We start from the raw sequence: 22,846 nt of genomic DNA, 5'->3' as shown, positions 1-22,846 counted from the left end.
TCGGGCATGACGCCCCCAATGGCCCCCAATCCGGAAGCAACCACCGACCCAACAGCCGAAGCAGCCACCGAAGTAACCATCACCGCGACGCTCGAAGACCGCATCACCGGCGCCCTGGTCGGCGCCGCCGTCGGCGACGCCCTCGGCGGCCCGGTCGAGGGCTACTCCCCCGACCAGATCACCGAACGCCACGGCGGCCGCGTCCACGGCATCGTCGGCCCCTGGAACGGCGACGACTGGCGCACCGCCCGCCCCATCGCCCCTTACCACAAGGGCGACGGCCACGTCACCGACGACACCTTGATGACCCACGCGCTGGTACGGGTCTACGCGAAGGTCCGCGACCACCTGGACGCGTACGCCGTCGCCGAGCACCTGGTGCCCGACATGATGACCACCCCGCGCTGGATCCCGGAGCTGGAGGCGGAGGCCCTCCCCCTGCACCGCGTCTTCCTCGCGGAGAAGTGGCTGGTCGCCCGCCTCCACTACGGCCACAACGACCCCCGCGAGGCCGGCGTCGGAAACATCGTCAACTGCGGCGCCGCGATGTACATGGCCCCGGTCGGCCTGGTCAACGCGGCCGACCCGAGGGGCGCGTACGCCGAGGCCCTCGACACCGCGGGCGCCCACCAGTCGTCGTACGGCAGGGAGGCGGCGGGCGTGTTCGCGGCGGCGGTGGCGGCCGCGTGCACACCAGGCGCGACGGCGGAGTCGGTGATCGAGACCTGTCTGTCCCTGGCGAAGGACGGCACGCAGGCGGCGATCGAGTCGGTGTGCGAAGTGGCGGCCCGGTACACGGACTTCGAGTCGGCCCTACGCCCCCTCCGCGACGCGGTGACGCCCTTCGACACGGTCGGCCCCGACTACCGTTCCCCCTCCCTCGGCGCCCGCCGCCCCTCCCGCCTCCACGCGATCGAGGAACTCCCCATCGCCCTCGGCATGTTGCTGGTGTCCCGCGGCGACTACCGCCACGCGGTCCTGGGCTCGGTGAACTACGGCCGCGACTGCGACTCGACCGCCACGATGTCGGGCGCCCTGGCGGGAGCGCTGGGCTCCGAGATCCCACCGGACTGGGCAAAGACGGTGGCGGAGGCAAGCCGCCTGGACCTGCACGCCCCCGCCGCGACACTGGCGGAGGTCACCCGCGCGATCCACGACCAGGACGTACGCCGCCGCCGCGCCCACGAGGCCGCCTTCACCACCCTGGCGGCCCCCCGGTGACCCCCCTCCGCCTCACCTGGGTCCAACCGGAGGACCTCCTCGCCCACGAACTCCACCAGGCCACCCAGGACGGCCGCGAACCCTCAGCCATCACAGCCCGCTGGCACGCGGCCGGCGGCCCGGCAGCCCCCTCGCGCGCAGGAGCCTCACCCCAACCGGCCTCCCGCTACCTGCGCCTGCTGGCCGAGGACTTGCTGGACGAACTGGCAGACCTACCGAGCAACTTGGCGGACAACGAGCCGACGGAGCTGAGCAAGATCAAGGCCCTGTGTCCATCGTGGCCGTCCCACCACCCTGCGGGCAATCCTGCCGCTGGGGCGATGGAGGTCCCCCCGCTCATGGGGGTCCCCCCGCTCGAGCGCAGCCGAGAGTGGGGGAGGGTGGGCGCAGGCGGCACCCTGTCAGCGCCGGTAAGCGCCGAGCACACGGCCGCACCCCAGTACCTCCCCCGCCTGGAAGCCGCCTGGCTGGGCAGAGCCACCGGCTGCCTCCTGGGCAAACCCGTGGAAAAACTCCCCCTCCCCGCCATCCGCCAACTCGCAAAAGTCACCGGCAACTGGCCTCTGAACACCTACTTCACCGCCAGAGGCGTCCCCACCGACCTTCTCCAAGCCCACCCCTGGAACCGCCGCTCGGCCCCCACCTCCCTCGCCGAGAACATCGACGGCATGCCCGAGGACGACGACCTCAACTACCCCCTCCTCAACCTGCTCCTCCTCAGGCGCCACGGCCCCGGCTTCACCACCACCGACGTGGCCCGCCTCTGGCTCGACGAGCTCCCCGCAGGCCGCACCTTCACCGCCGAACGCATCGCCTACCGCAACCTCCTCACCGGCATCGACCCACCCCGCACCGCCCGCCACCGCAACCCCTTCCGCGAATGGATCGGCGCCCTCATCCGCGCGGACGTCCACGGCTGGACCAACCCGGGCAACCCGGCCGCCGCAGCGGAACAGGCCCACCGCGACGCCACGCTCACCCACACGGCGAACGGCGTCTACGCGGCGATGTTCATCGCGGCCACCATCGCCGAGGCGGCGACCGGCACCCACGACATCCACCACTGCCTGCGCACGGGACTGACCGTCGTCCCCCCACGCTGCCGCCTGGCCGGAGCGATCGAGCACGCCCTCCAACTCACCGAGGACCACGCCGACTTCGACACGATCGCCGACGCACTCCACACCACCTACGCCGACCACCACTGGGTCCACGCCATCCCCAACACGGCCCTGCTCACCGCCGCCCTCACTCACGCGGACGGCGACTTCACGGCCTCCATCTGCCGTGCGGTGTCGGGCGGTTGGGACACGGACTCCAACGGCGCGACGGCGGGCAGCATCGCGGGCCTGCTCGCCGGCTCCCCGAAAGCGCTCCCGGACCGCTGGACGACCCCCCTCAAGAACCGCCTGGCCACCTCCATCGCCGACTTCAACGGCATCGGCTTCGATGCCCTGGCCCAGCTCACCCTCCGGGAGACCGCTCTTCCATGCCCGCAGTGAACGAGACGTCCGCCCCCCTGACCCACCTCCGCGTCCTCGACCTCGCCACCCTCTTCGCCGGCCCCCTCGCCGCCACGATGCTCGGTGACTTCGGCGCGGAGGTCATCAAGATCGAGCACCCCACCAAACCGGACCCGTCCCGAGGCCACGGCCCCTCGAAGGACGGCGTGGGCCTGTGGTGGAAACTCCTCGGCCGCAACAAACGCACCCTGACGCTGAACCTCTCCAAGCCCGGCGGCCGCGACACGCTCCTCCGCCTCGCCGCGACCAGCGACGTGATCATCGAGAACTTCCGCCCCGGCACCCTGGAGAAATGGGGCCTTGGCTGGAAGGAACTCTCCGCCGCGAACCCCCGCCTGGTCCTCGCCCGCGTCACCGGCTTCGGCCAGTTCGGCCCGTACGCGCATCGCCCCGGCTTCGGCACCCTCGCCGAGGCGATGAGCGGCTTCGCCGCGATCACCGGCGAACCCGACGCCCCACCCGTGCTCCCGCCCTTCGGCCTCGCCGACTCCATCGCGGGCCTGGCGACGGCGTACGCGGTGATGACGGCTCTGGCCGCCTGCGACCGCACGGGCGAGGGCCAGGTCGTGGACATGGCGATCATCGAGCCGATCCTCACGGTCCTCGGTCCGCAACCCCTCTGGTACGACCAACTCGGCCACGTCCAGCCGCGTACCGGCAACCGTTCCGCCAACAACGCCCCCCGCAACACCTACCGCACGGCGGACGGCTCCTGGGTCGCGGTCTCCACCTCGGCCCAGTCGGTCGCCGAGCGCGTGATGCGCCTGGTCGGCCGCCCCGAGCTGATCGACGAGCCCTGGTTCGGCTCGGGCGCCGACCGTGCCCGCCACGCCGACGTCCTCGACGACGCGGTCGGCGTGTGGATCGCCCGTCACACCCGCGAGAAGGTCATCGACGCGTTCGAGAAGGCTGAGGCGGCGGTCGCCCCCATCCAGGACGTACGGGACGTGATGGCGGACCGTCAGTACCGGGCCCTGGACACCATCACCACCATCGACGATCCCGACCTCGGCCCGTTGCGGATGCAGAACGTCCTCTTCCGCCTCTCCGCCACCCCCGGCGCCATCCGCTGGGCGGGCCGCCCGCACGGCGCCGACACGAAAGCGATCCTGACCGAACTGGGCCTGACGGAAACGGACATCGCGACGCTCCGCGAGGAAGGCGCCCTGTGATCCCTCGGACCACGGCCTTCCCCCTGACCTGGCTCTACGCCCCCGGAGACCGCCCGGATGTCGTGGCCAAGGCCCTGGCTTCCGGCGCGGACGTGGTGATCGTCGACCTGGAGGACGCCGTCGCCCCCGACCGCAAGGAGTACGCCCGCTCGGCCACCGCCGAACTCCTCTCGGAGGCCCCGCCGGTCCCGGTCCACGTACGCGTCAACCCTCTGCACACGGCCCGCTCGGCAGCGGACCTCAAGGCCCTCACCCCACTCCCGGGCCTCTCCGCCCTCCGTCTGCCCAAGGTCACGTCCCCCGCCGACGTCGTACGGATCGCGGAACGGACCGCCCCCGCCGACGGCGGCGCCGTCCCCCTGTACGCCCTCGTCGAGTCGGCCCTGGGCGTCGAACGCGCCTACGACATCGCCTCCGCCCACCCCGCCGTCCGCGGCCTGGCCCTGGGCGAGGCCGACCTCCGCGCCGACCTGGGCGTACACCACGACACCGCCCTGGACTGGCCCCGCTCCCGAGTGATCGTCGCCGCCCGCGCCGCCGGCCTCCCCGCCCCCGCCCAGTCGATCTACCCCGACACCAGAGACCTGGCCGGCCTCACCCATTCCTGCGCCCACGGCCGCGCCCTGGGCTTCCTCGGCCGCGCGGCCATCCACCCCCGCCAACTCCCCGTCATCGAACAGGCCTACGCCCCCACCCAGCAGGAGATCGAGTCAGCCGAACAAATCCTCGAAGCTGCCTCCACCACCTCCGGCGCCCAAGCCCTCCCCAACGGCCGCTTCATCGACCCAGCCGTAGTGGAGGGCGCCCACAGAACCCTCTCCTTGGCCAACCGCCACACCAAACAATGACCGCAACCCAAAAACCCACCCGCCCTTTCAGGCGGGTGGGTGGGGAACATCCGCCGCGGAGCGGCGGATCACAGCAACCCGTGCGAAACCTCAGCTCTTCTCGACGGACTCAGCCCGATCCTCGTCGTCGGCCTTGGCCTCGGTGTCGTCCTTCTCCTCCGACTTCCCCGAGGGCTCCGCAGACCCCGAGTCCCTGTCCTTCTCAAGGTCCACGGAAGCGGAGCCCTCGTCCCCGTCACCGTCGGAGACACCCGGCTCCACGACTTCCTCCCGCCCCGGCCGCTTCCGGGCCGACACCACGAGGAAGACGACAGCGAGGAGGAACACGAACAGCGCGGTCCAGTTGTTGAGCCGCAGCCCCAGAATCTCGTGGGCCGTGTCGACCCGCATGTACTCGATCCAGAACCGCCCGGCACAGTACGCGGCCACGTACAACGCGAACGCCCGCCCGTGCCCGAGCTTGAACCGCCGGTCGGCCCAGATCACGAGCACCGCGACCCCGATGCACCACAGCGACTCGTAGAGGAACGTGGGGTGGTACGTCCCCGGCATCCGCCCGTCCGTGGAGGACGTGATCTCCACGGCCCACGGCAGGTCCGTCGGGCGCCCGTACAGCTCCTGGTTGAACCAGTTGCCCCACCGCCCGATCGCCTGCGCGAGCGCGATCCCGGGCGCGACGGCATCGGCGTACGCGGGCAGCGGGATGCCACGACGGCGGCACCCGATCCACGCCCCCACGGCACCGAGGGCGATCGCACCCCAGATTCCGAGCCCGCCCTCCCACACCTTGAAGGCGTCCACCCAGTCACGGCCCTCGCTGAAGTACAGCTCGTAGTCCGTGATCACGTGGTAGAGCCGCCCGCCGATGAGGCCGAAGGGCACGGCCCAGACCGCGATGTCGGCGACCGTACCGGCCCGCCCGCCTCGGGCGATCCAGCGTTTGTTGCCGAGCCAGACCGCTACGAAGACACCGACGATGATGCAGAGAGCGTAGCCGCGCAGCGGGACGGGTCCGAGGTACAGCACCCCGCGCGACGGGCTGGGAATGTAGGCAAGTTCCATGGCAGGGTCGACGCTACCCTGCCGGGCCCGGCAGACGGCAGGCAGCCCGGCAACGGGTCCATAACGCCGTACCACCCGGCCCTTGACGACACACGAGCCCCACCCGACACAGCCTGCCCAGGGGCCTCATCCCTTGGCCTTCGCCTCCACCATCTGCTTCAGCTTGGCGGGGGTCATCGACCGGTCCGCGTAGATGTTGGTGCCGTTGAGGAACACGCTGGGCGTGCCCGAGAACTTGCCCTTCCGGAAGGCCTCGTTCGACTTCGCGACCCAGCTGTTGTGCCTGCCGTCCTCGACGCAGCTGCGGAAGGCCGGGGTGTCCAGCCCCTCCACCTTCTTCGCGAGGTCGATGAGCTTGCTGTCGCCGGCGAATTCGTCTTTGGTCTCAGCAGGCTGGTTCTCGAAGAGCACATCGTGGTACGCGGCGAACTTGCCCTCGTTCTGCGCGCACGCGGCGGCGTTGGCGGCCTTGCGGGAGCCGCTGCCGCCCATGTTGCCGTCGATGAGGGTGACGAGGTGGTACTCGACCTTCAGCCGGCCGGCCTCGGTCAGCTCGTGGATCGTCGAGCGGTAGGCGTCCTCGAAGGACTTGCACGCCGGGCAGCGGAAGTCCTCCCACACCGTGAGGGTCGACTTGGCGCCGGCGTCCCCTACGGGGATCGCGAGTCCGTCCTCGCCGTTGGCCCCCGAGGGCGCGACGACCGGGCCCGAGGCTTCGGCGTCGTCCTTGCCCGCGTTCGCCGCCGCGACGCCGATCACGGCGGCCAGCCCCAGGGCACACACCACCGAGGCGCCCACGATCAACGCCCGACGGCGCTTCTCGGCGGCCTTCTGCTTCTCGCGCTCCTTTGCCAGCCGCTCACGGGCTGTGCGCTTTCCCTCACGGTTCTTCTCGCTCACATCCCGCAGAACGAACCGGGGAGGCGCACCGCGCCTCCCCGATCCCACTTCCACCCGTTCGAGTGAGCGGATGACCCGTTACGTCCACCCACCCCGTACGACAAGCGGGCGAACGTCACGCGCCCCCTCGTACGCCGTGGCACACGCGGGGGCACGCGCCCGTTCAGACGCCTTGGCGCACGCCCTTCGCGAGCTCGCCCGCCAGTTCCCGTACGGCGTCCAGGCCGGCCGCCTCGTCCGGCGCGTCCAGCATCCGCTTCACGAACGCGGACCCGACGATCACGCCGTCGGCGAAGCCTGCGACCTCGGCGGCCTGCGCTGCGTTGGAGACACCGAGTCCGACGCAGACGGGCAGGTCGGTGCCGGTGGCCCGGGTGCGCTGCACCAGGTCCTGGGCCTGCGCGCCCACCGACTCGCGCGTACCCGTGACGCCCATCAGCGAGGCGGCGTAGACGAAGCCGCTGCCCGCCGCGGTGATCTCGGCGAGGCGGGCGTCCTTGCTGCTGGGCGCGACCACGAAGACCGTGCCGAGCCCGTGCTTCTCGGCGTGCTCCCTCCACAGCGCCGACTCCTGGACGGGGAGGTCGGGCAGGATGCACCCGGCACCGCCCGCCTCGGCGAGCTCGGCGGTGAAGCGCTCGACGCCGTAGCGGTCGATCGGGTTCCAGTACGTCATGACCAGTACGGGCTTCCCGGTGGCCTCGAAGGCCTCCCGCACCGTACGCATCACATCCGCGATCTTGACGCCGCCGCGCAGGGCGATGTCGTCGGCGGTCTGGATGACCGGCCCGTCGAGGACCGGGTCGCTGTGCGGCAGCCCGACCTCGACGACGTCCGCGCCGCCCTCGAAGGCCGCCTTGATGGCGGCGATGCCGCCGTCGACGGTCGGGAACCCGGCCGGCAGATAGGCGATGAGCGCGGACCGTCCCTCCGCCTTGGCGGCGGCGAGGGTGTCACTCAACAGCTGGATGTTTCCGCTCACTTGGCGTCCCCCTCGATCTCGGCGATGTCGGCCGCGTCGGCGGCCATTTCGGCATCGGCGGCCGTGTCGTACAGGCCGAAGTAGCGCGCGGCCGTGTCCATGTCCTTGTCGCCGCGCCCGGACAGGTTGACGACGATCAGCCCGTCCTTGCCCAGCTCCTTGCCGACCTCCAGGGCGCCGGCGAGCGCGTGGGCGCTCTCGATCGCCGGGATGATGCCCTCGGTGCGCGACAGCAGGCGCAGCGCCTGCATGGCCGCGTCGTCAGTGACAGCGCGGTACTCGCCACGGCCGCTGTCCTTGAGGTAGGAGTGCTCGGGCCCGATGCCCGGGTAGTCGAGCCCCGCCGAGATCGAGTACGGCTCGGTGATCTGCCCCTCCTCGTCCTGCAGGACGTACGACCGCGAGCCGTGCAGGATGCCCGGTTCACCGGCGGTCAGGGTCGCCGCGTGCTCACCGGTCTCGACACCGTGGCCGGCAGGCTCGCAGCCGATGAGGCGTACGTCGGTGTCCGGGATGAAGGCGTGGAAGAGCCCGATGGCGTTGGACCCACCACCCACACAGGCGATGGCGGCGTCGGGAAGCCGCCCGGCGCGCTCCAGCAGCTGCCGCCGGGCCTCCACACCGATCACCCGGTGGAAGTCACGCACCATGGCGGGGAAGGGGTGGGGCCCCGCGACCGTCCCGAAGAGATAGTGGGTGTGGTCGACATTGGCGACCCAGTCGCGGAACGCCTCGTTGATGGCGTCCTTGAGGGTCCGGGAGCCGGACTTCACGGCGATGACCTCGGCCCCGAGCATGCGCATCCGGGCCACGTTGAGCGCCTGCCGCCGGGTGTCGATCTCACCCATGTAGATCGTGCAGTCGAGCCCGAAGAGCGCGCAGGCGGTGGCGGTGGCGACGCCGTGCTGCCCCGCGCCCGTCTCGGCGATGACCCGGGTCTTGCCCATGCGCTTGGTGAGCAGGGCCTGCCCGAGCACGTTGTTGATCTTGTGTGATCCGGTGTGGTTGAGGTCCTCGCGCTTGAGGAACACCCGGGCGCCACCGGCGTGCTCGGCGAACCGGGGCACCTCGGTGAGCGAGCTGGGCCGCCCGGTGTAGTGCACGAGCAGATCGTCGAGCTCACGCGCGAACTCGGGGTCGTGCTTGGCCTTGTCGTACTCCATGGCCACCTCGTCCACGGCGGCGACCAGCGCCTCCGGGATGAACTTGCCGCCGAACGCACCGAAGTACCCCTCGGCGCTGGGAACCTGACCCTCCGGGTCGGGAATGAAGAACTCGCTGGACATGCGGTTACCTCACAGGGGCGTAGCCCCGTCGTTGGTCGGACTATGGGTCACGGAAATCACGTACGCGCGCTGCCCCCGGGGCCTGCCGCCACCGCCCGCCCTGACTGCCGACAGAGGTGGCACAACAGACCTCCACGGGGGCCGATCCCAAGTGATCGGAGGCCGGCCTACATCAATCAGGGTGCCGGGCCGGGAGAGACGGTCCTCGACAGCAGCCGGTGGAGCCTCGTAGGCCCACGGAGTCGCCTCGCCCGCCGGGGTCGCCTCAGCCGACGGCTTCCTCACCGGAACTCACCCGCCGCAACGGCGAGCAACCACGGCGGCGTGGACCGGCGGTGCCGAACCGGCCGGAAGGAACCTGAGGGGGCCGACGAGGACAGCGCACCCGGCGTGCGGAAGCGAAAGGTGGGCGCGGCTCAGCTGGTCGCAGGGGACCGGCGCGTACGCCGGTGGGGCCATCGCATGCCGTTCACCTGGCCCGGCTCGTCGCCGATGACGTAACGGACCCGGCGCCCGTGGACGCGGCGGGCGGGCGCCCGGCAGCCACGGGGACGGCACCCGCGCGCGAGGCGGGCGTAGGGGTCCCTGGTTGTCATGGCGATCGAGAACGTCGAGAACATCGGGGCACAGCCTACCGGCCCCGGATCACCCGTGTGAGTGATAACCCCAGACCGGACCGCCGCCCCCGCACACCCCGTCGCCCCGGCCGGGTCGGACCCCGGCCGGTCGGCAGTGGTGGTGATGGCGGCGGCGCGGTCGGTCATGCCCGGTCAGCCCCGGCCGTGCCGCAGCGCCGGGTGCTCGCCCGCGGCGACGAGGTCGGCGACCGCGGTCTTGGGGTCCTTGCCGGTGACGAGGGACTCGCCCACGAGAACCGCGTCAGCGCCGGCGTTGGCGTAGGCGATGAGGTCGTGCGGCCCGCGGATGCCGGACTCGGCGATCTTGACGATGGAGTCGGGGATCTCAGGGGCGACCCGTTCGAACGTCGAGCGGTCGACCTCGAGCGTCTTGAGGTTGCGCGCGTTGACACCGATCACCCGGGCGCCGGCGTCCACCGCCCGCTCGACCTCGTCCTCGTCGTGCACCTCGACAAGCGGGGTGAGCCCGATGGACTCGGCCCGCTCGATCAACGACTCCAGCGCCGACTGGTCGAGGGCCGCGACGATCAGCAGGGCCAGATCGGCGCCGTACGCCCGCGCCTCCCACAGCTGGTACGAGGTGACGATGAAGTCCTTGCGCAGGACGGGGATGTCCACGCGGGCGCGAACGGCCTCCAGGTCGGCGAGCGAGCCGCCGAAGCGGCGCTGCTCGGTGAGGACGGAGATGACCGCCGCGCCGCCCGCCTCGTAGTCGGCCGCGAGGCCGGCCGGGTCGGCGATCGCGGCGAGCGCGCCCTTGGAGGGGCTGGAACGCTTGACCTCGCAGATCACCTTGACGCCGTCACCGCGCAGGGCGGCCGCGCCGTCCTTGGCCGCGGGAGCCTTCGCCGCGCGCTCCTTGAGCTCGTCGAGGCTGACGCGCGCCTGCCGCTCCGCGAGGTCGGCACGGACTCCGTCGATGATCTCGTCGAGCACACTCACGCGAGCGGCCCCCTTTCAGACGGTTGCGATCGGTGACAACGTTTGACAGCCAAGTATTGACAGTCGAGCGGTTCTCCGGTTCTGGCAGTTCACTGCGATGGTATCCGGAGCGGGGCGCAGCTCTCGCATCCGGCTGTCGGCGGTCCCTCCCCCACCCTCGAACCAGCTTCTCTCGCCTCGGGTGGGAGGTGCCCCCATCCTGGACGTTCGCCATTCGATCAAGGGTGGAGCCAGCCTCCGAACGGAAGGTTCCGGACAACGGTGAAGACCAGCGCCAACGTGCCTAGCGTCCACAGCTGTAGAGGGCCGAGGGCGACGTGCATCGGCCGTCCGCGCACCTCACGGACCACCCATACGGTCCACAGCACCGCGAAGCCCAGGAATCCGGCCACGGCCAGCACGTTACTGGTGAGAGCGGTCGCGATGTCCCCGTGCGCGAAGGCGTGCGCGCTGCGCAGACCGCCGCATCCGGGGCAGTACAGGCCGGTGAAACGCCAGAGCGGGCAGACCGGGTAGTGGCCGGGCTCGTTGGGGTCCACGGCGGCGACGTACGCGAAGGCCGCGCCGACGGCCGTGAGCACCCCGGCGGGCACCCACAGGCGTCGCAGCACACCGCCGACCGCGGGGGTGGGCGGCGGCGGCACGACGGGCTGGGTCTCGGCGTTCACACACCGCATTCTGCACCGCGCGGTCCGCACACGCGCGCGAGGGGCGGTCCGGCGGTATCGGCGCCGGACCGCCCCTCGACGGAAGTCAGCCCTTGGCGACCGCAGGCTCGGGGGTCACGACCTCGCTGCTCTTGGCGGAAGCCTGGTGGTACACGGCGTGCGCGTCCTTCGGCTGGCCGAGGCCCATGCCCTTCATGATCATGCCGACGACACCGCCGAGGACCACGATGACCATGCCGGCCCAGAATCCCAGCGGCTTGGCCATCACCATGTAGGCGCCCGAGACGCAGAAACCGATGAAGGCGATGGTGACGCCGGTCCAGGCGGCCGGGGTGTGACCGTGGCTGCTGCCCGCCATGTCTTACTCCTCGTTGCTGAATGCGTGGTGCTCGATGCGTTCCGCTCGTGGGTTTCGCTCGAGCGCGTGATGAGTGGACGCTCGCCGCCCATTGTCCCGTATCTCAGGCGCGTGCCGTGAGTGGGGGTCATGTGCCGCCCGTCACGGAGGGGGCGGACGGACGGTCGTACGGCCTATGCCGGATCCGGGCCCGTGGGGTCCTCACCGCGGTCGAGGGCCTTCCACATGTCCTCGGGCCGGTCCGGGTCGACGGGCTTGGCCTTGCGCGGCCGGGGGGTGCCGTCGCGCTCGTAGCGGCCGGACATCGCGGGCCACAGCCGCCCGTAGCGGAGTGCGAGCAGCCCCGCGAGGAGGATGAGCGCCCCGCCGGCCGCCGCGACATACGGCCAGCCGGTGTGGCTGAGCGCGTCGACCGTCGCGGAGGTGTCGCCGGAGGCCTCGGCGGCCTTGTCGTCGAGCGCCGAACTGTCGTAGGCGCCGAGCAGCGCCGCCGCGATGGTGCCCGCGCCGGAGAGCGCGAGCAGGACGGCCACCAGGATGCGCCCCGACCGGCGTACGGCGAAGACGGCGACGAGCGCGGCGAGGCCCACTATGGCGAGGGCGGCCGGCACACCCGTGACGTCGCTGCCCTTGGCGGTCAGCGGGAAGGCGCCGCCCGCGATCGAGGCGGTGCCCTGCGACCAGAGTTGCCGGGAGGCGAGCAGCGCCACGGCCGCGCCCAGCGCGCCGCTCAGCAGCGCCAGGGCGAGGCTGCGCCGCCCGGAGCGGACGAACGCGGGTTCGGAACGGGGATGAGGTACAGCGGTCACGTACTCCACTATCGCCTGCGCACCGGGGTCGCCGTCACTCGGGGTTCACGTGAGACGCGCCCTCTTGTCCGAGCCGGTTCGCCGTGTGGACCGCGCGCAGGACCGCCGCCGCCTTGTTGCGGCATTCGGTGTCCTCGGCGAGGGGGTCGGAGTCGGCGACGATGCCGGCGCCGGCCTGGACGTACGCCGTGCCGTCGCGCAGCAGGGCCGTGCGGATGGCGATGGCCGTGTCGGAGTCGCCCGCGAAGTCGAGATAGCCGACGCAGCCGCCGTAGAGGCCTCGGCGGGAGGGCTCCAGCTCGTCGATGATCTGCATGGCTCTCGGCTTCGGGGCTCCGGATAGGGTGCCGGCGGGGAAGCAGGCGGTCAGCACGTCGAAGGCCGTACGGCCCGCCGCCACCCGGCCGGTGACGGTGGACACGATGTGCATGACGTGGGAGTACCGCTCGACGGACATGAAGTCGACGACCTCGACCGAGCCCGGCTCGCAGACCCTCCCCAGGTCGTTGCGCCCCAGGTCGACGAGCATGAGGTGTTCGGCGCGTTCCTTGGGGTCGGCGAGGAGTTCGTCGGCGAGGGCCTGGTCCTCCTGCGGGGACGCCCCACGGTGCCGGGTGCCGGCGATGGGGTGGACCATGGCCTGCCCGTCCTCGACCTTGACCAGGGCCTCGGGGGAGGAGCCGACGACGTCGAAGCCGTCGAAGCGGAACAGGTACATGTACGGGGAGGGGTTGGTCGCCCTGAGGACCCGGTAGACGTCCAACGCGCTTGCCGCGCACGGCGTTTCGAAGCGCTGGGAGGGGACGACCTGGAAGGCCTCGCCGGCCCGGATGCGCTCCTTGATGTCCTCGACGGCCTCCTGGAAGTCGGGGCCGCCCCACAGTGCGGTGTACTCGGGCAGTTCGGAGGGCGGGAGGACCGCGGGGGGCTGGGCGACGGGGCGGGCCAAGTCGGCCTGCATGGCGTCGAGGCGGGCGACGGCGTCGGCGTAGGCCTCGTCGACACCGGTGTCGAGGTCGTTGTGGTTGATGGCGTTGGCGATGAGGAGGACCGAGCCCTCCCAGTGGTCCATGACCGCCAGGTCGCTCGTCAGCAGCATGGTCAGCTCGGGCAGCCGGAGGTCGTCGCGCTCGCCGGGGCCGATCTTCTCCAGGCGGCGCACGATGTCGTAGCCGAGGTAGCCGACCATGCCGCCGGTGAAGGGCGGCATGTCCTCCTGGTGGGGGGTGTGCAGCGCCTCGATGGTGGCGCGCAGGGCGGCGAGCGGGTCACCGTCGACGGGGACGCCGACGGGCGGGGTGCCCTGCCAGTGGGCCTGGCCGTCGCGGGCGGTGAGGGTGGCGTGGCTGCGGACGCCCACGAAGGAGTAGCGGGACCAGGAGCGGCCGTTCTCGGCGGACTCCAGCAGGAAGGTGCCGGGGCGCTCGGCGGCGAGCTTGCGGTAGAGCGCGACCGGGGTGTCGCCGTCGGCGAGGAGCTTGCGGCTGACCGGGATGACGCGGCGGTCGGTGGCCAGCTTGCGGAACGTCTCGAGGTCCATGGCGGCTGACCTTACTGATCCAGTGACGGTACGTCGGAATCGGCGTCGCCCTCGACGCCTTCCACGGCTTTGAGGACGTCCTCGTCGAAGCAGGTACGGGCGCCGGTGTGGCAGGCGGCGCCCACCTGGTCGACCTTGACGAGGACGGTGTCGGCGTCGCAGTCCAGGGCGACGGACTTCACCCACTGGAAGTGGCCGGAGGTGTCGCCCTTGACCCAGTACTCGCGGCGGCTGCGTGACCAGTAGGTGCAGCGGCCCGTGGTGAGCGTGCGGTGCAGTGCCTCGTCGTCCATCCAGCCGAGCATGAGCACCTCACCGGTGTCGTACTGCTGGGCGATGGCGGGCAGGAGCCCGTCGGCGCTGCGCTTGAGGCGCGCGGCGATCTCGGGGTCCAGGCCGCTGGGAGCGCCGGGGCCGCTCTGGGCTCCGGGACTGGGGGGGCTGCTGGAGGACGGCGTGCTGGTCATGCGGCCATTGTGCCGCGCCGCCGCGAGGTGCCCGTTCCGTTGTCCACAAGCCGGACCCTCTTGTCATACAAATGCCACGTGCTCGCCGAACACCTCTCCGGCCCCCATGTCGCGCCTCGCCGGGGCCTTGGCCGCCCGGACCGCTCCGCCCGGTCGTAGGCTGGCGTCATGTCGACCCATGCGAAGCGTGAACGGCTCCTTTTCGCCGACCTGTTGGAGACCGCGGGCCCGGAGGCTCCCACCCTGTGCGAGGGCTGGAAGACCCGTGATCTGGCCGCGCACGTGGTGGTGCGCGAGCGCCGCCCGGACGCCGCCGGGGGCATCCTCATCAAGCAGCTCGCCTCGCGCCTGGACCGGGTGATGGAGGAGTTCGCCGCGAAGCCGTACGAGGAGCTGATCCAGCTCATCCGCACCGGTCCCCCGCGTTTCTCGCCCTTCTCCCTCAAGCAGATCGACGAGGCGTCCAACACGATCGAGTTCTACGTCCACACCGAGGACATCCGCCGCGCCCAGCCCGACTGGTCCCCGCGCGAGCTCGACCACGTCTTCCAGGACGCCCTCTGGTCCCGTCTGGAGCGCACCGCCCGCCTCATGGGCCGCGGCGCCCCCACCGGCCTGGTGCTCCGCCGCCCGGACGGCCAGACCGCGGTGGCCCACCGGGGTGCTCCGGTCGTCACGGTCACCGGCGAGCCCTCCGAGCTGCTGCTGTTCCTCTACGGGCGCCAGCAGGTGGCCGATGTGGAGCTGGAGGGCGAGAAGGAGGCGATCACCCGGCTGCACGAGACGAAGCAGCTGGGGATCTGAGCTCTCATCTGGGCAGTTGGCGATGCCCCGGCCGCCGTCGGGCGACCGGGGCTCGAGCCGAGCGAGGCGTCACCGTACGGGGTGGCCCGCCTCCCGCAGCGCGTCCTTGACCTGGCCGATGCGCAGGTCACCGAAGTGGAAGACCGAGGCGGCGAGGACCGCGTCGGCGCCCGCCTCGATGGCCGGGGAGAAGTCGGCGAGCTTGCCGGCGCCGCCCGAGGCGATGACGGGGACGGTCACGTGCCGGCGGACGGCCGCGATCATCTCCAGGTCGTAGCCGTCCTTCGTGCCGTCCGCGTCCATCGAGTTGAGCAGGATCTCGCCCGCGCCCAGCTCGGCGGCCCGGTGGGCCCACTCGACGGCGTCGATGCCGGTGCCCTTGCGGCCGCCGTGCGTGGTGACCTCGAAGGAGCCCGACTCCGTGCGGCGCGCGTCCACCGACAGGACCAGTACCTGCCGGCCGAAGCGCTCGGCGATCTCGCGGATCAGGTCGGGGCGGGCGATCGCGGCGGTGTTGACGCCCACCTTGTCCGCGCCCGCCCGCAGCAGCTTGTCCACGTCCTCCGCGGTACGGACGCCGCCGCCGACCGTCAGCGGGATGAAGACCTGCTCGGCGGTGCGGCGCACCACGTCGTACGTGGTCTCGCGGTTGCCCGACGAGGCGGTGATGTCCAGGAACGTCAGCTCGTCGGCGCCCTCGGCGTCGTACACCTTGGCCATCTCGACGGGGTCGCCCGCGTCGCGCAGGTTCTGGAAGTTGACTCCCTTGACGACCCGGCCGTTGTCCACGTCCAGGCAGGGGATGACTCGAACGGCAAGGGTCATGCTGCGGCTTCTCCGTCTTCTCCGCCGGGGCGGAACGCCTCCACCTCGACCTCGACGACCAGGCTGGGGTCCACGAAGCCGGAGACGATGATCATGGATGCGGCGGGCCGGACGGAGTCGAACAGCTCCTTGTGAGCGCGTCCGACCTCGTCCACGTCCCGGGCATGGGTGATGTACATGCGCGTACGTACGACGTCGTCGCGGCCGAGGCCGAGTTGCTCCAGCGCCGCGAACGCGACGTTGAAGGCGTTGACCGTCTGCTCGTACGGACCGCCTCCGGCGATCTGGCCGTGCACTATGGACGTGCAGCCGGAGACCAGCACCAGGCCGTTCGGCAGCTCGACCGCCCGGGAGTAGCCGAAGGTCTCCTCCCAGGGCGCGCCCGTCGTGACGCGTCGTACGTCGCTCACCGGTCTACCGCCTCCAAGGCCTCTTCCAGGGTGAACGCCTTCGCGTACAGGGCCTTCCCGACGATGGAGCCCTCGACACCGAGGGGCACCAGGTCGGCGATGGCGCGAAGGTCGTCGAGGGACGACACGCCGCCGGAGGCCACGACCGGGCGGTCCGTCGCGGCACACACCTTGCGAAGCAGCTCCAGGTTGGGCCCCTGGAGCGTGCCGTCCTTGGCGATGTCCGTGACGACGTAACGCGCGCAGCCCTCCTTGTTGAGGCGCTCCAGCGTCTCGTAGAGGTCACCGCCGTCGCTGGTCCAGCCGCGGCCGCGCAGGGTCGTGCCGCGTACGTCGAGGCCCACCGCGATCTTGTCGCCGTGCTCGGCGATGACCTTGGCGACCCACTCGGGGGTCTCCAGGGCGGCGGTGCCGAGGTTCACGCGGGTGCAGCCGGTGGCCAGGGCCTTCGCCAGCGAGGCGTCGTCTCGGATGCCGCCGGACAGCTCTACCTTGATGTCCATCGCCCCGGTGATCTCGGCGACCAGGTCCCGGTTGTCGCCGGTGCCGAACGCGGCGTCCAGGTCGACCAGGTGCAGCCACTCGGCGCCCGCGCGCTGCCAGGCGAGGGCGGCTTCCAGGGGAGAGCCGTAGGAAGTCTCTGTACCGGACTCGCCGTGTACGAGCCGGACCGCCTGGCCGTCGCGGACGTCCACGGCGGGGAGGAGTTCGAGCTTTCCGGAGGGCTTGGCAGACATCAGAGGGTTCCGATCCAGTTGTTCAGCAGCTGCGCTCCGGCGTCGCCGGACTTCTCAGGGTGGAACTGCGTGGCCCACAGCGCGCCGTTCTCGACGGCCGCCACGAAGGGCTTGCCGTGCGTCGACCAGGTGACCTTGGGCGCGGTCAGGGCTGGGTTGTGCGTCTCCAGGGCCCAGTCGTGGACGGCGTAGGAGTGCACGAAGTAGAAGCGCGCGTCGGCGTCGAGGCCCGCGAAGAGCTCCGAGCCGGCCGGGGCGTCGACGGTGTTCCAGCCCATGTGGGGCACGATCTCGGCCTGGAGGGGCTCGACCGCGCCGGGCCACTCGTCGAGGCCCTCGGTCTCCACGCCGTGCTCGATGCCGCGCGCGAAGAGGATCTGCATGCCCACGCAGATGCCCATCACGGGGCGGCCGCCGGCGAGCCTGCGGTCGATGATCCAGTCGCCGCGCGCCTCCCTCAGGCCCTTCATGCAGGCGGCGAAGGCGCCGACACCCGGCACCAGCAGCCCGTCCGCGTTCATGGCCTTGTCGAAGTCACGCGTGATCTCGACCTCGGCGCCCGCGCGCGCGAGAGCACGCTCGGCGGAGCGGACGTTGCCGAAGCCGTAGTCAAAGACGACTACTCGTTTCGAAGGGGCGCTCAATTCCACACCTCCAGCCTCAGGACGCCCGCGACGAGACACATCGCGGCGCCGATCGACAACAGCGTGATGAGACTCTTCGGCATCTGCTGCTTCACAAAGGAGATGACACCGCCGATCAGGAAGAGACCCACGACGATCAGAACCGTGGACAGGCCGTTCACAGCGCGCCCTTCGTGGAGGGCAGGATGCCTGCCGCGCGCGGGTCGCGCTCGGAGGCGTAGCGCAGCGCCCGCGCGAGCGCCTTGAACTGGCACTCGACGATGTGGTGCGCGTTGCGCCCGTACGGCACGTGCACGTGCAGCGCGATCTGGGCCTGGGCGACGAAGGACTCCAGGATGTGCCGGGTCATCGTCGTGTCGTACTCGCCGATCATCGGCGCCATCTTCTCGGGCTCGGTGTGCACGAGGTACGGGCGCCCCGACAGGTCGACGGTGACCTGGGCGAGGGACTCGTCCAGCGGGACCGTGCAGTTGCCGAAGCGGTAGATGCCCACCTTGTCACCGAGGGCCTGCTTGAAGGCCGCGCCCAGCGCGAGGGCGGTGTCCTCGATGGTGTGGTGCGAGTCGATGTGCAGGTCGCCGTCGGTCTTCACGGTCAGGTCGAACAGACCGTGGCGGCCGAGCTGGTCGAGCATGTGGTCGTAGAAGCCGACCCCGGTGGAGATCTCCGTCTTTCCGGTGCCGTCGAGGTTGATCTCGACGAGGACCGACGTCTCCTTCGTGGTCCGCTCCACGCGTCCTACGCGGCTCATGCGCTCTGCTCCTTCTTCAACTCACGTACCGCGTCGAGGAACGCGTCGTTTTCGGCGGGGGTTCCGGCGGTCACTCGCAGCCACCCGGGCACTCCGTTGTCCCGGACCAGGACGCCCCGGTCGAGAATCTTCTGCCACACCTCGTGCGCGTCCTCGAACCTGCCGAACTGCACGAAGTTCGCGTCGGACTCGGTCACTTCGTAGCCGATCGCGCGCAGTTCCTCGACCAGCCGGTCCCGCTCCAGCTTCAGCTGTTCGACATAGCCGAGGAGGGTGTCGGTGTGCTCCAGGGCGGCCAGGGCGGTCGCCTGGGTGACGGCGGAGAGGTGGTACGGCAGCCGAACGAGCTGGACCGCGTCCACGACCGCCGGGTGCGCGGCGAGGTAACCGAGACGCAGTCCGGCCGCGCCGAAGGCCTTGGACATCGTGCGCGAGACGACGACATTCGGCCGTCCTTCGATGAGGGACAGCAGTGAGTCGCCGTGGCTGAACTCGATGTACGCCTCGTCCACGACCACCATCGACGGCTTGGCCGCCTGCGCGGCCTCGTACAACGCGAGGACGGTCTCCCGCGAAACGGCGTTGCCCGTGGGGTTGTTGGGGGTGGTGATGAAGACGACGTCCGGCCGGTATTCGGCGATGGCCTTCTCGGCCGCCGCGAGGTCGATCGTGAAGTCGCCGCCCCGGGGGCCGGAGATCCAGCCGGTGCCCGTGCCGCGCGAGATGAGCCCGTGCATGGAGTACGAGGGCTCGAAGCCGATGGCCGTACGGCCGGGTCCGCCGAAGGTCTGCAGGAGTTGCTGGATGACCTCGTTGGAGCCGTTGGCCGCCCACACGTTGGCCAGGCCGACCTCGTACCCGGATGTCTTCGTCAGGTACTCCGCGAGCCGCGTCCGCAGCTCCACCGCGTCCCGGTCCGGGTAGCGGTTGAGGTTGCGCGCCGCGTCCCGGACGCGCTCGGCGATGCGCTCGACCAGCGCCTCGGGCAGCGGGTACGGGTTCTCGTTGGTGTTCAGCCGTACGGGGACGTCGAGTTGGGGCGCGCCGTAGGGGGACTTGCCGCGCAGCTCGTCGCGTACGGGGAGATCGTCGATACGTACGTCGCTCACTTGCCCTCGGGTACCTTCCAGCCGAATCGTGCCTTGATCGCCGCGCCGTGCGCGGGCAGGTCCTCCGCCTCCGCCAGCGTCACCACGTGGTGCGCGACCTCGGCCAGCGCGTCCTTCGTGTAGTCGACGATGTGGATGCCGCGCAGGAAGGACTGGACGGACAGACCGGAGGAGTGGCAGGCGCAACCGCCGGTCGGGAGCACGTGGTTGGAGCCGGCCGCGTAATCGCCGAGGGAGACCGGCGCCCACGGGCCGATGAAGATCGCGCCCGCGTTGACGACGCGTTCGGCCACGGCCGCCGCGTCCGCCGTGTGGATCTCCAGGTGCTCGGCGCCGTACGCGTTGACGACACGGAGGCCCTCGTCGACGCCGTCGACCAGCACGATCGCGGACTGCCTGCCCGCGAGCGAGGGCCGGATGCGGTCCTCGATGTGCTTGGTGGCCTCGACCTGCGGTGCCAGCTCCTTCTCGACGGCGTCGGCGAGCGCGACGGAGTCGGTGACGAGCACGGCGGCGGCGAGCGGGTCGTGCTCGGCCTGGCTGATCAGGTCGGCGGCGACGTGCACCGGGTCGGCGGTGTCGTCCGCGAGGACCGCGATCTCGGTCGGGCCCGCCTCGGAGTCGATGCCGATGACACCGGTGAAGTACCGCTTGGCGGCGGCCACCCAGATGTTGCCCGGACCGGTGACCATGGGGGCCGGCGGGCAGGACTCGGTGCCGTACGCGAACATCGCGACGGCGGTGGCGCCACCGGCCGCGTACACCTCGTCGACGCCGAGCAGCGCGCAGGCGGCGAGGATCGTGGGGTGCGGCAGTCCGTCGAACTCGGCCTGCGCCGGGGAGGCGAGGGCGACCGACGGGACACCGGCCTCCTGCGCGGGCACCACGTTCATGATCACGGACGACGGGTACACCGACCGGCCACCGGGGGCGTAGAGGCCGACACGCTCGACCGGTACCCACTTCTCGGTGACCGTGCCGCCGGGGACGACCTGGGTGGTGTGCGTGGTGCGGCGCTGCTCGCGGTGGACGGTACGGGCGCGGCGGATCGACTCCTCCAGGGCCGCGCGGACGGCCGGGTCGAGCTGCTCCAGCGCGTCCGTGAGGGCCTCGGCCGGGACCCGTACGGAGGTGAGGCGCACGCCGTCGAACTTCTCCGCGAAGTCGATCAGCGCCGCGTCGCCCCGATGATGCACGGCCTCGCAGATCGGACGCACCTTCTCCAGGGCGGCCGAGACGTCGAAGTCGGCTCGGGGCAGCAGGTCGCGCAGGGCGGGTCCCTCCGGGAGGGCGTCGCCGCGCAGATCGATTCGAGAGATCACGGCCCAATTCTCGCAGACGTCGGTCGGCTGACGTTCGAGCGTTCCAGTGGCTGGAACAACCGGGCACAAGGAACCCGGAAGATCACCTTCACGTCTAGCGTTCAGGGCGTCACTCAGCGGGCATGAACAGCTGTGCGATACATGGTGGACGCACCGACTCGCGAGTGATCGAGGAGGAAAGGAAGGGCCGTGACCGACGAGGGTGACGGCGTCCGGGACGGGGACCTGCCGGACGACCTGACCGCCGCCGAGGCCGGCATGTGGCAGGCATTCCGCAACAGCAGCGTGTACGACCTGCGTGACGGGGACACCGCGGTGGACGATCCGCACGGCGGCCATCCCTGGGGGCCCGAGCGGACCGTACGGGCCCGGATCGTGGCCTGGCTGCTGCTGGACGGCCCGCCCGCGCTGGCGGGCCGGGTGTCGGCGCTGAAGATGGTCGGCGTCCAGATCGAGGGCACCCTGGAGCTCGCGGGCGGCAACGTGGTGCCGTACGTGGAGCTGAAGGGCTGCCGGTTCGAGAAGCAGATCCTGCTGCCGGAGGCCCGGTTCACCACCGTGCGGCTGGTGGACTGCTCGGTACCGCGTCTTGAGGCGGCGCGCCTGCACACGGAGGGCGATCTGCATCTGCCGCGCTGCCGCTTCCACAACGGCGTCCGGCTGGCGGACGCGCACATCGGCACCGATCTGCTGCTCAACCAGGCGGTCGTCTACCGCGACCGGCACGGCCGTTCGATCTCCGCGGACGGGCTGACCGTCGCCCAGGACGTGCAGGCCGAGATGCTGGAGTCGCACGGCGAGCTGAGTCTGCGCGGCGCGACTGTCGGCGCCTCGCTCAGCCTGCGCGGCAGCCGGCTCACCAACCCGTACGGCCAACGCGCCCTCAACGCGCCCCAGCTGACCGTCGAGCGCACCCTCTATCTGACCCCCGCCGGCGTCGGCAATCCCCTCTACACGAGCGGAAGCACTCCCGCGCGCGGCACCCGTGTCCAGCGCTTCGTGTGCGAGGGCGGGATACGGCTGGACGACGGACGGTTCGGCGACGCCGTCGACCTGGAGCGGGCTCGCTTCACCTTCACCGACACACAGGAGCTGTCCCTGCGCCGCGTCCAGGTGCCCGAGCTGCGCTTCCTCGGCGAGAAGCCGGAGCGCGGCAAGGTCGTCCTGTCCGGCGCCCGCGTCGGCGTCCTCATCGACAGGGCGGACAGCTGGCCGGGCCCGGGCAACCTCCAGATGGGTGGATTCCAGTACGAGACCCTCGTACCGCGTGACCGGTTCCCGCTGGCCAAGCGGCTGGAGTGGGTGGCGGCGGCGACCGCCGAGTACAGCCCGGAGCCGTACGAGCGACTCGCCTCCGTGCTGCGGACCGGCGGCGACGACGAGGGCGCGCGCGAGGTGCTGCTGGCCAAGCAGCGCCACCGGCGCGAGAACCTGCCGTTCGCGGGGAAGCTCTGGGGCTACGCGCAGGACTGGACGGTCGCGTACGGGTACCGTCCGGGCCGGGCCGCCGTATGGATGGCGTTGCTGTGGGCGCTGACCTCGTACGCCTTCTCGCACGCCCACCATCCGCCGATCAAGAGCGGCGAGCACCCGCACTGGAGCCCGTCCCTGTTCGCCCTGGACCTGCTGCTCCCGGTCATCGACCTCGGTCAGGTCGGCTACTGGCAGTTGCGCGGCGGCTGGCAGTGGCTGGCCGCGGTGGTGATCATCCTGGGCTGGATCCTCGCGACGACGGTGGCCGCGGGCGCGACCCGCCTCCTGAGCAGGAACTGAACCGTAATCTGAAAGCGCACAACCTGATTCGCCTTCCCGTCGTCTTGCTACCGAA

The 22,846-nt window shown here is 71.1% G+C and carries 25 protein-coding genes; 6 read left to right on the top strand and 19 right to left on the bottom strand.

Annotated features, from left to right (window positions below; translation table 11 throughout):
* The first annotated feature begins 6 nt into the window (after window positions 1–6).
* From F3T56_RS00945 to F3T56_RS00930, 4 genes are read left to right on the top strand one after another with little or no spacing between them, the layout of a single operon-like run.
* Window positions 7–1,221, top strand: coding sequence for an ADP-ribosylglycohydrolase family protein (locus tag F3T56_RS00945; RefSeq protein ID WP_246203311.1), 1,215 nt, complete (start codon window positions 7–9; stop codon window positions 1,219–1,221).
* Window positions 1,218–2,723, top strand: coding sequence for an ADP-ribosylglycohydrolase family protein (locus tag F3T56_RS00940; RefSeq protein ID WP_149822698.1), 1,506 nt, complete (start codon window positions 1,218–1,220; stop codon window positions 2,721–2,723). The genes F3T56_RS00945 and F3T56_RS00940 overlap by 4 nt, the downstream gene beginning before the upstream one ends.
* Window positions 2,711–3,916, top strand: a complete 1,206-nt coding sequence (locus F3T56_RS00935) for a CaiB/BaiF CoA transferase family protein (protein WP_149822697.1) — start codon at window positions 2,711–2,713, stop codon at window positions 3,914–3,916. The genes F3T56_RS00940 and F3T56_RS00935 overlap by 13 nt, the downstream gene beginning before the upstream one ends.
* Window positions 3,913–4,764 (top strand): HpcH/HpaI aldolase/citrate lyase family protein, encoded by an 852-nt coding sequence (locus F3T56_RS00930; protein WP_149822696.1) that lies wholly within the window; start codon window positions 3,913–3,915, stop codon window positions 4,762–4,764. The genes F3T56_RS00935 and F3T56_RS00930 overlap by 4 nt, the downstream gene beginning before the upstream one ends.
* Window positions 4,765–4,854: 90 nt before the next feature.
* Here F3T56_RS00930 and lgt read toward each other — a convergent pair whose 3' ends face one another.
* The 11 genes from lgt to hisI all read right to left on the bottom strand — a co-directional run bounded on the left by lgt (window position 4,855) and on the right by hisI (window position 14,416).
* Window positions 4,855–5,826 carry a prolipoprotein diacylglyceryl transferase gene (gene lgt / locus F3T56_RS00925; RefSeq protein WP_149822695.1) on the bottom strand — a complete coding sequence of 324 codons (972 nt, stop codon included), beginning with the start codon at window positions 5,824–5,826 and terminating at the stop codon, window positions 4,855–4,857.
* Window positions 5,827–5,952: 126 nt separating this feature from the next.
* Window positions 5,953–6,726 carry a DsbA family protein gene (locus F3T56_RS00920; protein WP_172638751.1) on the bottom strand — a complete coding sequence of 258 codons (774 nt, stop codon included), beginning with the start codon at window positions 6,724–6,726 and terminating at the stop codon, window positions 5,953–5,955.
* A 163-nt stretch (window positions 6,727–6,889) separates the two neighbouring features.
* Window positions 6,890–7,708: a tryptophan synthase subunit alpha gene (trpA, locus tag F3T56_RS00915; protein WP_149822693.1), complete on the bottom strand. Its 819-nt coding sequence runs from the start codon at window positions 7,706–7,708 to the stop codon at window positions 6,890–6,892.
* The gene (trpB, locus tag F3T56_RS00910) at window positions 7,705–8,994 is read right to left on the bottom strand and encodes a tryptophan synthase subunit beta (RefSeq protein ID WP_149822692.1); all 1,290 of its coding nucleotides are present in this window, start codon (window positions 8,992–8,994) and stop codon (window positions 7,705–7,707) included. The genes trpA and trpB overlap by 4 nt, the downstream gene beginning before the upstream one ends.
* Before the next feature lie 416 nt (window positions 8,995–9,410).
* Window positions 9,411–9,614, bottom strand: coding sequence for a tryptophan biosynthesis modulator TrpM (trpM, locus tag F3T56_RS49610; protein ID WP_342786888.1), 204 nt, complete (start codon window positions 9,612–9,614; stop codon window positions 9,411–9,413).
* Window positions 9,615–9,764: 150 nt separating this feature from the next.
* Window positions 9,765–10,574: an indole-3-glycerol phosphate synthase TrpC gene (trpC, locus tag F3T56_RS00900; protein WP_149822691.1), complete on the bottom strand. Its 810-nt coding sequence runs from the start codon at window positions 10,572–10,574 to the stop codon at window positions 9,765–9,767.
* A gap of 218 nt (window positions 10,575–10,792) precedes the next feature.
* Window positions 10,793–11,251, bottom strand: a complete 459-nt coding sequence (locus F3T56_RS00895) for a DUF2752 domain-containing protein (protein ID WP_149822690.1) — start codon at window positions 11,249–11,251, stop codon at window positions 10,793–10,795.
* 76 nt (window positions 11,252–11,327) lie between these two features.
* A complete protein-coding gene (locus F3T56_RS00890; RefSeq protein ID WP_149822689.1) occupies window positions 11,328–11,600 on the bottom strand; it encodes an HGxxPAAW family protein in 273 nt (90 codons plus the stop codon).
* A 173-nt stretch (window positions 11,601–11,773) separates the two neighbouring features.
* Window positions 11,774–12,418: a TIGR02234 family membrane protein gene (locus tag F3T56_RS00885; RefSeq protein WP_149822688.1), complete on the bottom strand. Its 645-nt coding sequence runs from the start codon at window positions 12,416–12,418 to the stop codon at window positions 11,774–11,776.
* A gap of 25 nt (window positions 12,419–12,443) precedes the next feature.
* Entirely contained in the window at window positions 12,444–13,949 is a 1,506-nt protein-coding gene (locus F3T56_RS00880) for an anthranilate synthase component I (protein ID WP_149822687.1), read from the bottom strand.
* Between the two features lie 11 nt (window positions 13,950–13,960).
* Entirely contained in the window at window positions 13,961–14,416 is a 456-nt protein-coding gene (gene hisI / locus F3T56_RS00875) for a phosphoribosyl-AMP cyclohydrolase (protein ID WP_149822686.1), read from the bottom strand.
* 168 nt (window positions 14,417–14,584) lie between these two features.
* On the opposite strand from hisI, the gene F3T56_RS00870 reads away from it, so the two are divergent.
* Window positions 14,585–15,220, top strand: a complete 636-nt coding sequence (locus tag F3T56_RS00870; RefSeq protein ID WP_149822685.1) for a TIGR03085 family metal-binding protein — start codon at window positions 14,585–14,587, stop codon at window positions 15,218–15,220.
* Window positions 15,221–15,289: 69 nt separating this feature from the next.
* On the opposite strand, the gene hisF is transcribed toward F3T56_RS00870, so the two are convergent.
* Genes hisF through hisD form a run of 8 tightly spaced genes read right to left on the bottom strand, consistent with a single transcriptional unit; the run spans window position 15,290 to window position 21,018 of the window.
* Window positions 15,290–16,045, bottom strand: a complete 756-nt coding sequence (gene hisF, locus F3T56_RS00865) for an imidazole glycerol phosphate synthase subunit HisF (RefSeq protein WP_149822684.1) — start codon at window positions 16,043–16,045, stop codon at window positions 15,290–15,292.
* A complete protein-coding gene (locus F3T56_RS00860; protein WP_149822683.1) occupies window positions 16,042–16,455 on the bottom strand; it encodes a RidA family protein in 414 nt (137 codons plus the stop codon). The genes hisF and F3T56_RS00860 overlap by 4 nt, the downstream gene beginning before the upstream one ends.
* A complete protein-coding gene (gene priA / locus F3T56_RS00855) occupies window positions 16,452–17,192 on the bottom strand; it encodes a bifunctional 1-(5-phosphoribosyl)-5-((5-phosphoribosylamino)methylideneamino)imidazole-4-carboxamide isomerase/phosphoribosylanthranilate isomerase PriA (RefSeq protein WP_149822682.1) in 741 nt (246 codons plus the stop codon). Before priA ends, F3T56_RS00860 begins: the two co-directional genes overlap by 4 nt.
* Window positions 17,192–17,836: an imidazole glycerol phosphate synthase subunit HisH gene (gene hisH / locus F3T56_RS00850; RefSeq protein WP_425473529.1), complete on the bottom strand. Its 645-nt coding sequence runs from the start codon at window positions 17,834–17,836 to the stop codon at window positions 17,192–17,194. Before hisH ends, priA begins: the two co-directional genes overlap by 1 nt.
* Window positions 17,833–17,997, bottom strand: a complete 165-nt coding sequence (locus tag F3T56_RS45975; RefSeq protein WP_172638750.1) for a hypothetical protein — start codon at window positions 17,995–17,997, stop codon at window positions 17,833–17,835. The genes hisH and F3T56_RS45975 overlap by 4 nt, the downstream gene beginning before the upstream one ends.
* Entirely contained in the window at window positions 17,994–18,587 is a 594-nt protein-coding gene (hisB, locus tag F3T56_RS00845; RefSeq protein WP_149822680.1) for an imidazoleglycerol-phosphate dehydratase HisB, read from the bottom strand. The genes F3T56_RS45975 and hisB overlap by 4 nt, the downstream gene beginning before the upstream one ends.
* On the bottom strand, window positions 18,584–19,696 hold the full coding sequence (locus F3T56_RS00840; protein WP_149822679.1) for a histidinol-phosphate transaminase: 1,113 nt from the start codon (window positions 19,694–19,696) through the stop codon (window positions 18,584–18,586). The genes hisB and F3T56_RS00840 overlap by 4 nt, the downstream gene beginning before the upstream one ends.
* Complete coding sequence (gene hisD, locus F3T56_RS00835) at window positions 19,693–21,018, bottom strand: histidinol dehydrogenase (RefSeq protein ID WP_149822678.1); 1,326 nt, start codon at window positions 21,016–21,018, stop codon at window positions 19,693–19,695. Before hisD ends, F3T56_RS00840 begins: the two co-directional genes overlap by 4 nt.
* Window positions 21,019–21,276: 258 nt before the next feature.
* On the opposite strand from hisD, the gene F3T56_RS00830 reads away from it, so the two are divergent.
* The gene (locus F3T56_RS00830) at window positions 21,277–22,791 is read left to right on the top strand and encodes an oxidoreductase (protein ID WP_246203321.1); all 1,515 of its coding nucleotides are present in this window, start codon (window positions 21,277–21,279) and stop codon (window positions 22,789–22,791) included.
* The last annotated feature ends 55 nt before the right edge of the window (window positions 22,792–22,846 follow it).

The organism is Streptomyces tailanensis, assembly GCF_008386495.1.
Classification (GTDB): domain Bacteria; phylum Actinomycetota; class Actinomycetes; order Streptomycetales; family Streptomycetaceae; genus Streptomyces; species Streptomyces tailanensis.
This window is presented reverse-complemented; position numbering and strand designations above follow the sequence as displayed.

Coding starts and splice junctions, on each gene's coding strand:
- F3T56_RS00945 (WP_246203311.1), top strand. CDS start 7: ATGACGCCCCCAATGGCCCCCAATCCGGAAGCAACCACCGACCCAACA.
- F3T56_RS00935 (WP_149822697.1), top strand. CDS start 2,711: ATGCCCGCAGTGAACGAGACGTCCGCCCCCCTGACCCACCTCCGCGTC.
- lgt (WP_149822695.1), bottom strand. CDS start 5,826: ATGGAACTTGCCTACATTCCCAGCCCGTCGCGCGGGGTGCTGTACCTC.
- trpB (WP_149822692.1), bottom strand. CDS start 8,994: ATGTCCAGCGAGTTCTTCATTCCCGACCCGGAGGGTCAGGTTCCCAGC.
- trpM (WP_342786888.1), bottom strand. CDS start 9,614: ATGTTCTCGACGTTCTCGATCGCCATGACAACCAGGGACCCCTACGCC.
- F3T56_RS00895 (WP_149822690.1), bottom strand. CDS start 11,251: ATGCGGTGTGTGAACGCCGAGACCCAGCCCGTCGTGCCGCCGCCGCCC.
- F3T56_RS00890 (WP_149822689.1), bottom strand. CDS start 11,600: ATGGCGGGCAGCAGCCACGGTCACACCCCGGCCGCCTGGACCGGCGTC.
- F3T56_RS00880 (WP_149822687.1), bottom strand. CDS start 13,949: ATGGACCTCGAGACGTTCCGCAAGCTGGCCACCGACCGCCGCGTCATC.
- hisI (WP_149822686.1), bottom strand. CDS start 14,416: ATGACCAGCACGCCGTCCTCCAGCAGCCCCCCCAGTCCCGGAGCCCAG.
- F3T56_RS00870 (WP_149822685.1), top strand. CDS start 14,585: ATGTCGACCCATGCGAAGCGTGAACGGCTCCTTTTCGCCGACCTGTTG.
- hisF (WP_149822684.1), bottom strand. CDS start 16,045: ATGACCCTTGCCGTTCGAGTCATCCCCTGCCTGGACGTGGACAACGGC.
- priA (WP_149822682.1), bottom strand. CDS start 17,192: ATGTCTGCCAAGCCCTCCGGAAAGCTCGAACTCCTCCCCGCCGTGGAC.
- hisB (WP_149822680.1), bottom strand. CDS start 18,587: ATGAGCCGCGTAGGACGCGTGGAGCGGACCACGAAGGAGACGTCGGTC.
- F3T56_RS00830 (WP_246203321.1), top strand. CDS start 21,277: ATGTGGCAGGCATTCCGCAACAGCAGCGTGTACGACCTGCGTGACGGG.